A 14142-nucleotide genomic window follows, 5' to 3' on the forward strand; every position below is an offset into this window, starting at 1 on the left:
GCCCCGGGGCGGCCCCGAGGGCCGCGGGCGGCGGACCGTGCTGTCTCCGGCAGCGGGGCCGGGCGGCCTACCGCCCCGGGGCCGCCCGGGCGCGCAGGCACGGCGCCCGGGTCTGGGGTGGGTCAGGCGTAGGCGGCCGCGGGCCGGACGCCGACGCCGGCCCCCACGCGGCCGACGCGAAGGCCGGCGCGGGGGCGGCGCGGGGGCGAGGGACGCCGCGGGGCAGGGGCGGGCACGACGCGAAGGCCACCAAGGAGGCAGGGCGCGCACGGAAGCGAAGCCGGTGCCCAGGCGGCGGCCGCAGGCTCTCACGGGGAGGGGGAGGCGGGGGCCCGCATGGCGGGCGAGCCGCTCCGGGGCCGGTGCACCCGGGCACCCGGCGCCGCCCCGTGCCCCACCGCGGCTCAGGCCTCGCGGGCGCCCTCGTACATCTCCTCGATCAGGGCCTTGTACTCCCGCTCCACGACCGGCCGCTTCAGCTTCAGGCTCGGGGTGAGCTCGCCGTGCTCGACGTCGAGGTCGCGCGGAAGGAGCCGGAACTTCTTGATCGTCTGCCAGCGCTGCAGGTTGCCGTTGAGCCGGTCCACGTACCCCTGCACCATGTCCTTCACCTGCTGGGTCGCGACGAGCTCGGCGTAGGGCCTGCCGCCGAGCCCGTGCTCGGTTGCCCAGCCCGTCAGCGCGGCCTCGTCGAGCGCGATGAGGGCGGTGCAGTAGTTCCGGTCGGCGCCGAGGACGACGATGTTGGAGACGAAGGGGCAGACCGCCTTGAACGAGCCCTCGATCTCGGTCGGCGCGACGTACTTGCCGCCGGAGGTCTTGAACAGGTCCTTCTTGCGGTCGGTGATCCTGAGGTAGCCGTCGGCGGACAGCTCGCCGATGTCACCCGTGTGGAACCAGCCGTCCGGCTCCAGCACCTCCGCCGTCTTCTCCGGCAGCTTGTGGTAGCCCTGCATGATGCCGGGGCCGCGCAGCAGGACCTCGCCGTCGTCGGCGATGCGGACCTCGCACCCCGGCAGCGGCTTGCCGACGGTGCCGGTGCGGTACGCCTCGCCCGGGTTGACGAAGCTGGCGGCACTGGACTCGGTGAGGCCGTAGCCCTCCAGGATGTGGATGCCGGCTCCGGAGAAGAAGTACCCGATCTCCGGCGCCAGCGCGACGGAGCCGGAGATGGCGGCGCGCAGCCGCCCGCCGAAGGCCTCGCGCAGCTTGGAGTAGACGAGGGCGTCGGCGACCTTGTGCTTGGCGGTGAGGGCGAAGGGGGCCGTCGCCTTGCCGGTGCGGCGGTAGCTGTCCTGGGTGGCCTTGGCGTACTCGCGGGCGACGCCCGCGGCCCACTGGAAGATCTTGTACTTGGCGGGACCGCCGGCGCGGGCCTTGGCGGCGACGCCGTTGTACACCTTCTCGAAGATGCGCGGGACGGCCGCCATGTAGGTCGGCTGAACCACCGGCAGGTTCTCGATGATCTTGTCGATGCGGCCGTCGACGGCCGTGACGTGGCCGACCTCGATCTGGCCGGAGAGCAGCACCTTCCCGAAGACGTGGGCGAGGGGCAGCCACAGGTACTGCACGTCGTCCTCGCGGACGAGCCCGGTCGCGGCGATGGCCTTGGCCATGTACGACCAGTTGTCGTGCGGGAGGCGCACGCCCTTGGGGCGGCCGGTGGTGCCGGAGGTGTAGATGAGGGTGGCGAGCTGGTCGGAGCTGATCGCGGCGACGCGCTCCTTCACCGCCTCGGGGTGCTTCTCCAGGTACGCCTTGCCTCGGCGCTCCAGCTCGTCGAGGCCGACGACCCAGTCCTCCGGGTCCCCCTCTGCGGGTGCGGCGTCGGCCGCGTCGATCACCACGACGTGGCGGAGGTCCGGCAGGTCGGCGCGGCGCTCGCGGGCCTTGGCGAGCTGGGCGGCGTCCTCGGCGATGAGGACGCGGCTCTCGGAGTCGGAGAGGATGAACGCCGACTCGTCGGCGTTCGTCTGCGGGTACACGGTGGTCGTGGCGGCGCCCGCGCACATGATGGCGAGGTCGCTGAGGATCCACTCCACGCGGGTGCCGGAGGCGAGGGCCACGCGCTCCTCGGGCTGCACGCCGAGGTCCACGAGGCCGGCGGCGAGGGCGTAGACGCGGTCGGCGGCCTGGCCCCAGCTCAGCGACTTCCAGGCGTCGGGGCCCTGGCCGGACGCGGCCGGTACCGGGTAGCGGAAGGCTTCCGCGTCCGGGGTCCGCGCCACGCGCTCAAGGAAGAGGGTCGCCACGGAGGGCGGCCGGTTCTCGATCTGGGTCTGGGTGTCGCTCACGGCGTCCTCCGGTGGGCCTGGGGCAGGACCGCTGACTGGGGCGGGGGCGGCGGCTCTGGCTCCGCACCACGCGCTGTCGTGCTGTCGGCGTACTGTTCGACCGGCTGTTTAACTCGCGAGTAACCGCGAGCGGGATCAGGTTAGAGCGCTCCGCCCCGCCACGTAAGGGTCTGTGGACGCCTGGTTCATACCCGGTTCATAACGAGTGTGGCGCGGCGGCGAGAAGACGGAAGCGCCCGTCCGCCATCCGAACGAGCGCCTCCGCTTCTCTACCGGCCAGTACGGCCCGGTTCCGGTCCGCCGCGGCCCCTGGGGCCGCGGCGGCCGGTGCCGGGCGCGCCGGGCCGCTACTTCTTGCTCTTGCCTGCGGACTCGTCGCTGGACAGCACCGCGATGAAGGCCTCCTGCGGGACCTCCACGGAGCCGACCATCTTCATCCGCTTCTTGCCTTCCTTCTGCTTCTCCAGCAGCTTGCGCTTACGGGAGATGTCACCGCCGTAGCACTTGGCGAGGACGTCCTTGCGGATGGCACGGATGGTCTCGCGGGCGATGACCCGCGAACCGATGGCCGCCTGCACCGGCACCTCGAACGCCTGCCGCGGGATGAGCTCCTTGAGCTTGGCGACGAGCCGCACGCCGTACGCGTACGCCTGGTCCTTGTGGGTGATCGCGGAGAACGCGTCCACCTTGTCGCCGTGCAGCAGGATGTCGACCTTGACGAGGGAGCTGTTCTGCTCGCCGGTGGGCTCGTAGTCCAGCGAGGCGTAGCCGCGCGTCTTGGACTTCAGCTGGTCGAAGAAGTCGAAGACGATCTCCGCGAGGGGCAGTGTGTAGCGGATCTCGACCCGGTCCTCGGAGAGGTAGTCCATGCCGAGGAGGGTGCCCCGGCGGGTCTGGCAGAGCTCCATGATCGAACCGATGAACTCGGAGGGCGCGAGGATCGTGGCGCGCACGACCGGCTCGTACACCTCGCTGATCTTGCCCTCGGGGAACTCGCTCGGGTTGGTGACGACGTGCTCGGTGCCGTCCTCCATGACGACCCGGTACACCACGTTCGGGGCGGTGGCGATCAGGTCGAGGCCGAACTCCCGCTCCAGGCGTTCCCGGATCACGTCGAGGTGCAGCAGGCCGAGGAAGCCCACGCGGAAGCCGAAGCCGAGCGCCGCGGACGTCTCCGGCTCGTAGACCAGCGCCGCGTCGTTGAGCTGCAACTTGTCCAGCGCGTCGCGCAGCTCCGGGTAGTCGGAGCCGTCGAGCGGGTAAAGGCCGGAGAACACCATCGGCTTGGGGTCCTTGTAGCCGCCGAGCGCCTCGGTGGCGCCCTTCGACTGGCTGGTGATGGTGTCACCGACCTTGGACTGGCGGACGTCCTTCACACCGGTGATGAGGTAGCCCACCTCGCCGACGCCGAGGCCGTCGGCGGCGAGCATCTCCGGGGAGTTCGTGCCGATCTCCAGCAGCTCGTGGGTGGCGCCGGTCGACATCATCCTGATGCGCTCGCGCTTGTTGAGCTTGCCGTCGACGACCCGGACGTACGTCACGACGCCGCGGTAGGAGTCGTACACCGAGTCGAAGATCATCGCGCGGGCGGGCGCGTCGGCGACGCCGACCGGGGCGGGGACCTCCCGGACGACCTTGTTGAGCACCGCGTCGACGTTGAGGCCGGTCTTGGCGGAGACGCGCAGCACGTCCTCCGGGTCGCAGCCCACGAGGTTCGCGAGCTCCTCGGCGAACTTCTCCGGCTGCGCGGCCGGAAGGTCGATCTTGTTGAGGACCGGGATGATCGTGAGGTCGTTCTCCATCGCCAGGTACAGGTTGGCGAGGGTCTGCGCCTCGATGCCCTGCGCGGCGTCGACCAGCAGGATCGTCCCCTCGCACGCGGCGAGCGAACGCGACACCTCGTACGTGAAGTCCACGTGGCCCGGGGTGTCGATCATGTTGAGGATGTGGGTCTTCCCCTGGTGCTCGCCCTCGGTGGGCGCCCAGGGAAGACGGACGGCCTGGGACTTGATCGTGATGCCGCGCTCGCGCTCGATGTCCATGCGATCGAGGTACTGGGCGCGCATCTGCCGCTGCTCGACCACACCGGTGAGCTGGAGCATCCGGTCGGCGAGAGTCGACTTGCCGTGGTCGATGTGCGCGATGATGCAGAAGTTGCGGATCAGCGCCGGGTCGGTACGGCTCGGCTCGGGCACGTGGCTGGGGGTCGCGGGCACGCAGGGTCCTGATTCTCGAGACGCCTGGCAGGCTCGCCGGGGTCTCTGCTCGGTCTACTCGGGTCTACGTCGGGTCGATGATGGCTTCCATGGTCCCACGGCCGGGGACCGGCACACGGTTTGGGCCGCCATGAGGGCTGCTGGTAGCTTAGGTAGCTGTGTCTCGTGCCCCCTCTCAGCACGGGACGTGATCGAAGAATCCTTACGAACCTGAAAAGGCTCTTTCGTGGCGAACATCAAGTCCCAGATGAAGCGGATCAAGACGAACGAGAAGGCGCGCCTGCGTAACAAGGCCGTCAAGTCGTCGCTCAAGACCGCGCTCCGCAAGGCCCGTGAGGCTGCTGCTTCCGGCGACGTCGAGAAGGCCACCGTGGCCGCTCGCGAGGCCGCCCGCAAGCTCGACAAGGCCGTCTCCAAGGGTGTCATCCACAAGAACCAGGCCGCCAACAAGAAGTCGGCGATCGCTTCCCAGGTTGCCTCCCTGCAGGGCTGAGCACTGAACCCTCCGGGGGCTACCCCGGAACCGGCGCCCACCCCACGGGCCGACGCCCCGGGGTGACCGACCGGACGACTTGATCGCCGGACGGGGTCCAGCGGGCCCTCTCAACCACGCTCCCGACCGGCACCCCGAGCCCGTACGCGGCCTGCGTTCGCCACGCGGGTACGGGCTCAGCATCGTGAACCGAAGGCCCCGTCGGCCGCTCCTTCCCCAGGACGGCCGGCGGGGCCTTCGGCATGCCGGAAACCCGCTCTCGGAAGGCCCGCACGGCCGGCGGGCGGGCTTCTCCGGTGCGGCCGCTCACGCGTGCAGGACCGTGCCCGGCGGCTGAGGGTGAAGCGGTCACGCCCGCTCTCGAAGGCCCGCACGGCCGGTGGGCCGGCCTCTCCGGTGCGGCCGCTCACGTGTGCAGGACCGTGCCCGGCGGCTGAGGGTGAGGCGGTCACGCCCGCACACCGCCGACCGGAGCGTCGACGGGCCGGGCAGATGGTGAGGGGCGGGGCCGGCCGCTCACGGCGGCCGGGGCGACGTGAGGCAGGACGGTGGGACGCTTCGCCCCTGGGCCGGTGGGCGGGCGGGGCGGGGGCTGGGACGAGGCTCTTCGGTGCACCGGCTGGCGGCCGGGACTGCGGGGCGGAGCGCGGCGGAACGGGTCAACGGGCGGGCTGCACCGCGGGCGGCCTGGGGGCGGGACCACCGCGAGGGCACCGGGGCACGGCGCCGGCAGGGCGGCCCAGGCACCACCCGGCGCGGGGCTGCCGGTGCCGTTGAGGGACCACCCGGCACGCAGAGGCGACGGTGCCACCCGGGGCCCACCCGGCACGCAGAGCCGATGCTGCCACCCAGGAACCACCCGGCACGCAGAGCCGATGCTGCCACCCAGGAACCACCCGGCACGCAGAGCCGAGCTGCCGGTGGGCGCGCCGGGGACGCCCGGCGCGGGGGGTCAGCGGCGGGAGCGTGCCGCGCGGGCGATCGCGACGACGGCCTTCTCCAACGCGTACTCGGGATCGTCGCCGCCTCCCTTGACGCCCGCGTCCGCCTCCGCGACGGCCAGCAGCGCCGCGGCGACACCGTCGGGTGTCCAGCCGCGCATCTGCTGCCGTACACGGTCGATCTTCCAGGGGGGCATCCCCAGTTCGCGAGCCAGATCGGCGGGGCGGCCGCCTCGGGCCGACGACAGCTTTCCGATGGCCCGCACGCCCTGGGCGAGCGCGCTGGTAATCATCACGGGTGCCACCCCGGTCGCGAGCGACCACCGCAGTGCCTCCAGCGCCTCCGCGGCGCGGCCTTCGACCGCGCGGTCCGCGACGTTGAAGCTGGACGCCTCGGCGCGACCCGTGTAGTACCGCCCGACGACGGCCTCGTCAATGGTGCCGTCCACATCCGCGGTGAGCTGGGCCACGGCGGAGGCGAGTTCCCTCAGGTCGCTGCCGACCGAGTCCACCAGTGCCTGGCACGCCTCGGGGGTGGCCGACCTGCCGAGCGTCCGGAACTCCTGCCGCACGAACGTCAGTCGCTCCCCCGGCTTGGTGGTCTTCGGGCACGCGACCTCACGGGCCCCAGCCTTGCGGGCCGCGTCCAGCAGCCCCTTGCCCTTGGCGCCGCCGGGATGCAGCAGCACCAGCGTGATCTCCTCCAGCGGCGCCGCGAGATACGCCTTCACGTCCTTGACCGTGTCCGCCGACAGGTCCTGGGCGTTGCGCACGACCAGCACCTTGCGCTCGGCGAACAGTGACGGGCTCGTCAGCTCCGCGAGCGTGCCCGGCTGCAGCTGGTCGGCGGTGAGGTCCCGCACGTCGGTGTCGGCGTCCGCGGCGCGGGCCGCCGCCACCACCTGCTGAACGGCGCGGTCCAGGAGCAGGTCCTCCTGGCCCACCGCGAGCGTGACGGGGGCGAGGGGATCGTCTGTCGTCTTCTTGCTGGCCATCGGCACCAGCATCGCACGCCCCACCGACACCCGGCCGCCGCCCGCCGGCGGGCACCCCCGTCCGCTACTCCGCCTCGCGCCAGCCATCCCACTCGGCGACGAAGTCGTGCAGCTCACCGGGGACGAGCCGGCCGTCCGGGTCCTCGACGACGACCAGCCACTGGGCGTCCTCGGCGTCGTCCTCCCCCGCCAGGGCGTCCCTCACCAGCTGTGGTTCCTCATTGAGCGCGTAACGCTCGACGAGTGCCTCGGCCACCTCCTCGGCCGCGTCGCGGTCCGGCAGGACCAGCACGTGCCGCAGCTCCGCGGCGTCCCTGTCGTCGTACTCATCGTTCACGCCACCATTGTGAGACCCTCTCGTATCGACCGGATGTCCAGGTGGGGCCGCAGCAGTGCACCACCGGTACCGACTCCCGCCCGCCCCGGCGCCACGGCCGGCACCGCGGCCTGATGCAGCACGCCGGTACGGCGGGACCTGGTACCGAAGACCTCCGTCCGCGGCCCGAGGCGCTGCGGGGCACCACTCGCTAGCGTCGTGATCATGACCAGTGACGCACCGTCCTTCCCCACCGCCCGCAGCCGTGAGCAGCGCAGGCGGGATGTTCTTCATCGACTGGAACACGACGACGACCTGTGGGTGGCGACCTCCTCGGCGGCCGGCGAACCCCTCCTCATCCCGCTGTCGTTCCTGTGGCACGACGGCACGCTGCTGATGAGCACCCGGCGCACCACGCCGACCGCCCGCAACCTCACCCCGCGCGGCCGGGTCCGGCTGAGTCTCGGTCACACCCGGGACGTCGTGCTGCTCGACGGGGACGCGCACGCCGTCGAAGGCCGTGACCTGGACAGCTCGGCGGCGGACGCGTTCGCGGCCAAGCTCGGCTGGGACCCCCGCGAGCGGGAACCGTGGATCTATCTGCGGGTGGCGCTGCGGACGGTGAAGGCCTGGCGCGAGGAGAACGAGTTGGCTGGCCGACTGCTGATGCGCGACGGCGTCTGGCTGGCGTGACCGCCGTGCCGTCCGTCGGGCGCCTGCGGCCGCGGGTCACCGCGCGGAGGTCGGGCCCCGCACCGGTCACGGCGACCGCGCCGTCCCGGTCCGTACGCAGCACCGCCGCACCGGCGTCCCGTAGATCGGCGAGGGTGCGCGGCGACGGGTGGCCGTACGGATTGCCGCGCCCCGCCGACACCAGGGCGAGGCGGGGCCCGACCTGCCGCAGCAGCGCGGGTTCCTGGTGGGCGGAACCGTGGTGGGCGACTTTGAGGACGTCCACGCGGGGCAGCGCGGGGTGGGCCCTCAGCAGCCCGCGCTGCGCCGGGGGTTCGAGGTCGCCGAGGAGCAGCAGGCTCACCCCGCCCGCAGCCCGTACGTGGAGGGCCACGCTGGCGTCGTTCGGTTCCTCGGGCACGGCTCCTCCTGCGCCCGGGCCGCCGGGCGGCCACAGCACCCGCCAGTCGAGCGGGCCCGCCCTGCGGCGCTCCCCGGCAACGGCCCGTACCACGGGTACGCGGGCCGCGGCAGCCGTCCGGTGGACGAACTCCGCCTGGGCGTACGGCTCCAGCAGCCCGGTGGTCTGGACGGCACCGACGTCCCGGCCACGCAGCACACCGGGAAGCCCTGCCACGTGGTCGGCGTGGAAGTGGGTGAGGAGCACGAGCGGCACCCGGCTGACCCCCAGGTCGCGCAGGCACCGGTCGGCGGCGTCCGGATCGGGGCCGGCGTCCACGACGACGGCGGCGCCGTCGCCCGCGGCGAGTGCCACGGCGTCCCCTTGGCCCACGTCGCACGCCACGAGCACCCACCCTGGTGGCGGCCACCCGGTGACGAGCCTGGTCAGGGGAGTCGGCCGGAGGACGACCGCCACCAGGAGGGCCGCACAGCCGAGGAGTGCCCACGGGCGGTGCGCCGCCCGTCGTGCCAGCAGCAGGACCAGCACGGTCACACCGGCCAGCAGCAGGCCACCCTGCCAGCCGCCCGGCCAGTCCGCCTCAGCGCCGGGCAGTGCCGCCCCGGCGCGTGCCACGGACGCCACCCAGCCGGCGGGCCACGCGGCGCACTCGGCCAGGAGCCGGGCCGCCGGCAAGGACGCGGCTGCCACGGCCAGCGTGGCGAACCCGAGCACCGTGGCGGGAGCCACCGCGAACTCGGCCACCAGGTTGCACGGGACGGCCACAAGGCTCACCCGGGCCGCGAAGACGGCCACCACCGGCGCGCACACCGCCTGCGCGGCGGCCGCCGCGGCGAGCGCCTCCGCGATCCGCGGTGGCACCCGGCGGGCCTGGAGCCGGGCGCTCCAGCGCGGGGCGATGGTGAGGAGGGCTCCCGTCGCCAGCACCGAGAGCAGGAACCCGTAACTCCGGGCGAGCCACGGCTCGTACAGCACGAGCAGCAGGACGGCTGCCGCCAGCGCGGGCAGCAGGGACCTGCGACGGCCCGTGCCGATGGCGAGCAGCGTGACCAGTCCGCAGGCGGCGGCCCGCAGGACGCTCGGTTCGGGGCGGCACACCACCACGAACGCGAGGGTGAGCACTCCACCCGCCACTGCGGTCACGCGAAGCGACAGTCCGATCCGGGGTGCCAGCCCGCCCCGCTCGGCTCTCGCCGCCCTGCCGGCGGGGCCGATGAGCAGCAGCAGCACGATGGACAGATTGGAGCCCGACACGGCCAGGAGGTGCGTCAGGTCCGTCGCTTCGAACGCGGCCCGCAGGTCGTCGGGAATGCGGGAGGTGTCGCCGACGACCAGGCCCGGCAGCAGGGCGCGGGCGTCGGGTGGGAGCCCGTCGGTCGCGGCGCGCAGTCCTGCCCGCAGGCTCCCCGCCCAGCGCTGCAGGGTGTTCGGCCTGCCGGTGATCCGCGGGGGACCTGCGTCGGCGTAGAGCACGGCGGCGAAGGGCTCGCCCGTGCTTCTGGGCGGCGCCAGTCGACCGTGCTGCACCAGCCGTGTCGACGGGAGCAGCCGGAGCCACTCCTTCCCGTGGCGTCCGCCGTCCCCGAGCCGGGTGATCAGCAGGACGGGGGTCCTGACCCGGGTCACCGTTCCGTCCGGGGCGGTCAGCCGGGTCACTTCGGCGTGCACGATGACGGACGCCGGGGCGGCGTGGCGACCGCGGACCGCGGGAGCGCTCGGCCGTGGGTCCGAGGAGACGGTCACGTCCACGGTGACCCGCGCGTCCTGGGCCGCCAGCTCCGGCACGGGGCCCCGTTTCGTGTCGGCGCCGTGCAGTCCGGCCGAGGCTGCCCCCGCCGCCGCACCGAGCAGCACTCCGGCTGTGGCCACGGCGGTGGTCCGCCACGGCCCGGTGCCCCTTCCCCGCCCGCGGACGAGCAGGGCCGTCGCCACAGCGCCGCAGAGGACGACGGCCACGGCGGTGGCGCCGCCGGAAGCGGTGACGGCCCATGCGGCCGCGCCCCAGGCGGCGAGGGCCGGCCCGACGAGGCGCAGGTCGACGGTTTCCTCCTGCGGGTGACCCGGGTCCCTGCTGGGGTGGCCGTTCCCGGTGGGCCCGGCGTCGGGCGGCGGTCCGCCCGCGACCGCGTCGTCTCCCCCTGGTCCCTCCCTCGGCCCCGTCCCCGCCGTGGCGCACGAACGGTCGGCTTCGCCGGCGCGCACCACGGCGGGTCCGTCCCGGGCCGGGCGGGGCGCCCGGGGGGCGTACGTCCCGCGGCCGCCGCCGTGGGTTCCCTGCCCGGCCCGGTCACGGTCGTACCAGGGGCTGCAGATCGGCGAAGCGGCGCGCACCGATGCCGCGCACGTCTCGTAGCTCGTCGACCGACCTGAAGCCGCCGTTGCGGGTGCGGTGGTCGATGATCTGCCGCGCCAGGACCGGGCCGACTCCGGGGAGGGTGTCGAGCTGCTCCGCGGTCGCGGTGCTCAGGCTGATCGGCCCCGCCGCGGCGGGGCCTGCCGCGGGAACGGAGACGGCGGCTGCTCCGGGGGCGGGGACGGCGCCGGGGACGCCCACCACCACGTGCTCGCCGTCCACCAGGAGCCGCGCCCGGTTGAGGGCCGTCACGTCCGCACCCGGCCGGACACCGCCCGCCGCGCGCAGTGCGTCGACCACCCGCGATCCCAGGGGCAGCTGCAGCACGCCGGGCCGCAGCACCTTGCCGCTCACGTCGATGACCACCACCGGCGCCGGGGACCCGTGTGGCTGCGGGCCCGAGCCCTCGGAGCCCGACCGCCCTGCCGCCGCGCGGGAGTCGACGCCGCCGACCGGCACTGGGGCGGCTGCCGCGGACGGCTCGGCGGTGGCGGGCCGCGCCTGCCCCACGACGGCGGGTGCGCGCACGACCTCCGGGCGCCCGGCCAGGAAGTACCGCCCCGCGAGCGCGACGCCCAACAGGAGGACGACCGCGAGCGCGGCCAGCGTCCTGCGTTCCATTCCGCACCGGCTCCTCACCCACAGCGGCAGCCGTTCCCGCACGGCGAGCCGCCACCGTTCCCGCCGCCCCAGAGACGGGGCCGGCCCATCGGCGGCGTCTGACGGAAGCGGGGCGCCTCGGTCACGGGCCGGTCGCGCCCGGTGACCATCCGGGGGCGGGGGCGGCTGGGTGGGGGCAACGGCGAAGGGCGCCTCGGCGGGGGCGGCAGACGGCCGCCCGGTGCGGACACCCGGCGGCAGCTCGGCGGAGCCTCCGGGTGGTGGACCGGGGACTGCGGGCAGTGAACCATCGAGCGCATCGTGCGGCGGCCCCGCGGAGACGCCCGCCGGCGGGCAGGCAGAGGCGGAGCACGGCGGGTCGGTGCCGGCCAGGAGGGCGTCGGCGCGTGATCGGAGCGCAGCCGTGGCCGCAGGAGAGTCCACACCTGGGCCCCGGACCGTCGTGCGTTCCCCGAGGGCACGCCTCCCGCCTGCCGGGGCACGATGGCGGCCTCGTGCGCGGCCGTCGCTCCCCCGTGCCCGGCCGGGGCCGCTGGTAGCCCGGGGGAAACGGGGCCGGGCGGAGGTGTGAGGCGCCACAGCCCCCGCGTCAGTTACGGAGTGTGATGGAGTCGTCATGGGACAGCACGGTAGGCGTGTCCGCCCGAACGCGCTGAGCTGCCCGTGATTCCGTGGAAAACCCGCCCGTTGTGGATAACCGGGTCACTCACTGGGGGGAAACGGCCGGCCGGCGGAAGAGGGGAAGCAGCTGCCCGCCGCACGGGGAAGCGACCGACTGCCGCGGGTGGCAGCAGCGTCCGCCACCCGGGAAGCAGCCGGACTCAGCGTGGGAGACCGTCCTCCTCCCCGGCCGCTCCCGCAGTCGGCCCGCGGATGCGTCGGCCCCGTCAGTGCTGCGACACGACGACGCCGAGCAGGCCTGGCCCCGTGTGCGCGCCGATGACGGCTCCGACCTCGCTGACGTGCAGGTCCGTCAGCCCCGGCACGCGTTCGCGCAGCCGCTCGGCGAGTGCGTCGGCCCGCTCGCCTGCCGCGAGGTGGTGCACCGCGATGTCGACCGGTGCGGCACCCGCGCGTTCCACGGCGATCTCCTCAAGCCGTGCGATGGCCTTCGAGGCGGTGCGCACCTTCTCCTTGGGTTCGATGCGGCCGCCGGCGAGCTCCAGCAGTGGTTTCACCGCCAGGGCGGAGCCGACCAGGGCGCGGGCGGCTCCGATGCGGCCGCCCCTGCGCAGGTAGTCCAGGGTGTCGACGTAGAAGTACGCGGACGTGCCTGCGGCTCTCTTCTCCGCCGCGGCGACGGCCTCGTCCGGTGTGGCGCCGGCCTGCACCGCTTCGGCGGCGGCCAGGGCGCAGAACCCCAGGGCCATCGCGACCATCCCGGTGTCCACGACCCGTACCGGCACGGGTGCCTGCCGGGCGGCCAGCAGCGCGGCCTCGTAGGTGCCGGACAGTTCGGCGGAGAGGTGGAGCGAGACGATTGCGGTGGCCCCCGAGTCGGCGACGGCCCGGTAGTGGGAGGCGAATGTCTCGGGGCTCGGGCGCGAGGTGGTGACGGGGCGTCGCTTGCGCAGGGCCTCGGCGAGGGACCGGGCGGAGATCTCGGTGCCCTCTTCGAGCGCGCGGTCACCGAGGACGACGGTCAGCGGAACCGCGGTGATACCGTGCCGCTCCATCGCCTGCGGCGGCAGGTAGGCCGTGGAATCGGTGACGATCGCGACATGGCGGGACATGAGCGGGAGGTTACCGGCAGGCGGCGCCCGAGGGCAGCCCGGGCTGGTGCCGCCCCCGGGCCGTGCACGTCACCAGGGCGCGTCCGAAGCCCCTCGGACGGTCAGGTGGACGTCTCGCGACGCGGCGACTTCTCCCAGGGGTAGCCCAGGTCGAGGCGGGGGTCGCGGGCACTGATCGCCGGCCTGTCGCCCCCGGGTTCGCGCTGTCCGCCCGCGGCGGGCTGCTCGTCGGCGCCCGGCGGCGTGTCCACGACCGTCCGGTCGTGCTCCGCTTCAGTCGGCCAGACCTGGTCGGACGCCGTGTCCGCCGACGCCTGAGGCCAGGACGCATCGGGCAGGTCACGGCCGGCCGGGCCCCGGGCGGGGCCCGTCGACGCGCCGGGTGCGGCCGGTGGAGGCGCGGATTCCGCCCAGTGGCGCAGGGCGCCGGCTTCCATGTCGATCTGCTGGCTCAGCGCGTCGAGGTCGTCCTGCGCGAACCGCCTCGCGCGATCGCGGGCCGCCCAGCGCAGCGCGTCCGCCGACTCGGTGACCTTGCGGGTGCGCTCCTTCAGCTCCTCCAGGCATGCGGCGACCCGGGCGCGGTCCGGCTCCTGCTCCATGCGCCGCAGCTCGTCGTCCAGCTCGCGGCCGTGGACACTGAGCCGGCGGAACACATCCAGCGACTCCTTCAGCGACGCGTCCTCCGCCGCTCCGGCCTGCAGTGCGTCCTGGGTGGCCCGCATCGACGTGCGCAGCGACAGCCGCAGCTGCGCGAGTTCCCCCGCGACGCCGGTCTGGCCGAAGCTCTTCGCCCGCAGGGCGGTGTCCTCGACGGCGCGCCGGGCATGGTCGATGGTGCGGTCGACTCCCCGTTTGGTCGCGCGGACCACCTTCACCGTGGCGTACACACCGAGGGCGACAAGAGCGACGATGAGCAGCGCCAGGATCGTGATCGCGGCTTCCATGGAGTCCCCTCGGTGTCGTTGTTCTCTCCACCGTAAACGGAACGGGCAGGTTGGCGGTTCCATCGGAACCCCCAACCTGCCCGTAGGGGAGAAACCCGGGACGCCCCCGCCGGGTTCGGTGCAGGCCGGCGGGGGCGTCC

Annotated in this window: 9 protein-coding genes and 1 pseudogene; 2 read left to right on the top strand and 8 right to left on the bottom strand. The window is 73.9% G+C overall.

Annotated elements, in window-relative coordinates; translation table 11 throughout:
* Positions 1-404 precede the first annotated feature (404 nt).
* Complete coding sequence (locus BJP40_RS29890) at positions 405-2294, bottom strand: long-chain fatty acid--CoA ligase (protein ID WP_071283814.1); 1890 nt, start codon at positions 2292-2294, stop codon at positions 405-407.
* A gap of 347 nt (positions 2295-2641) precedes the next feature.
* Positions 2642-4510, bottom strand: a complete 1869-nt coding sequence (gene lepA / locus BJP40_RS29895; protein WP_071283817.1) for a translation elongation factor 4 — start codon at positions 4508-4510, stop codon at positions 2642-2644.
* Between the two features lie 226 nt (positions 4511-4736).
* Between lepA and rpsT the strand changes: the two genes are divergently transcribed.
* Positions 4737-5003: a 30S ribosomal protein S20 gene (gene rpsT, locus BJP40_RS29900; protein WP_071269457.1), complete on the top strand. Its 267-nt coding sequence runs from the start codon at positions 4737-4739 to the stop codon at positions 5001-5003.
* Positions 5004-5955: 952 nt separating this feature from the next.
* Here rpsT and holA read toward each other — a convergent pair.
* Complete coding sequence (gene holA / locus BJP40_RS29905; RefSeq protein ID WP_175499939.1) at positions 5956-6939, bottom strand: DNA polymerase III subunit delta; 984 nt, start codon at positions 6937-6939, stop codon at positions 5956-5958.
* 64 nt (positions 6940-7003) lie between these two features.
* Positions 7004-7231, bottom strand: a complete 228-nt coding sequence (locus BJP40_RS29910) for a hypothetical protein (RefSeq protein ID WP_071269125.1) — start codon at positions 7229-7231, stop codon at positions 7004-7006.
* A gap of 249 nt (positions 7232-7480) precedes the next feature.
* Here BJP40_RS29910 and BJP40_RS36015 point away from each other — a divergent pair.
* A pseudogene (locus BJP40_RS36015) lies at positions 7481-7714 on the top strand (pyridoxamine 5'-phosphate oxidase); the annotation flags it as partial.
* Here the strand turns inward: BJP40_RS36015 and BJP40_RS29920 are convergent.
* From BJP40_RS29920 to BJP40_RS29935, 4 genes are all read right to left on the bottom strand, one after another.
* A complete protein-coding gene (locus BJP40_RS29920; protein WP_371258713.1) occupies positions 7689-10553 on the bottom strand; it encodes a ComEC/Rec2 family competence protein in 2865 nt (954 codons plus the stop codon). The pseudogene BJP40_RS36015 and the gene BJP40_RS29920 overlap by 26 nt on opposite strands.
* 82 nt (positions 10554-10635) lie before the next feature.
* Positions 10636-11322, bottom strand: coding sequence for a ComEA family DNA-binding protein (locus BJP40_RS36440; RefSeq protein WP_319020108.1), 687 nt, complete (start codon positions 11320-11322; stop codon positions 10636-10638).
* Between the two features lie 887 nt (positions 11323-12209).
* Positions 12210-13055: a DegV family protein gene (locus BJP40_RS29930; protein WP_071267436.1), complete on the bottom strand. Its 846-nt coding sequence runs from the start codon at positions 13053-13055 to the stop codon at positions 12210-12212.
* A gap of 101 nt (positions 13056-13156) precedes the next feature.
* Positions 13157-14002 (bottom strand): hypothetical protein, encoded by an 846-nt coding sequence (locus BJP40_RS29935; protein ID WP_071283822.1) that lies wholly within the window; start codon positions 14000-14002, stop codon positions 13157-13159.
* Positions 14003-14142: the final 140 nt, after the last annotated feature.

It is taken from the genome of Streptomyces sp. CC53 (genome assembly GCF_001865245.1).
In the GTDB taxonomy this organism is placed as follows: Bacteria; Actinomycetota; Actinomycetes; order Streptomycetales; family Streptomycetaceae; genus Streptomyces.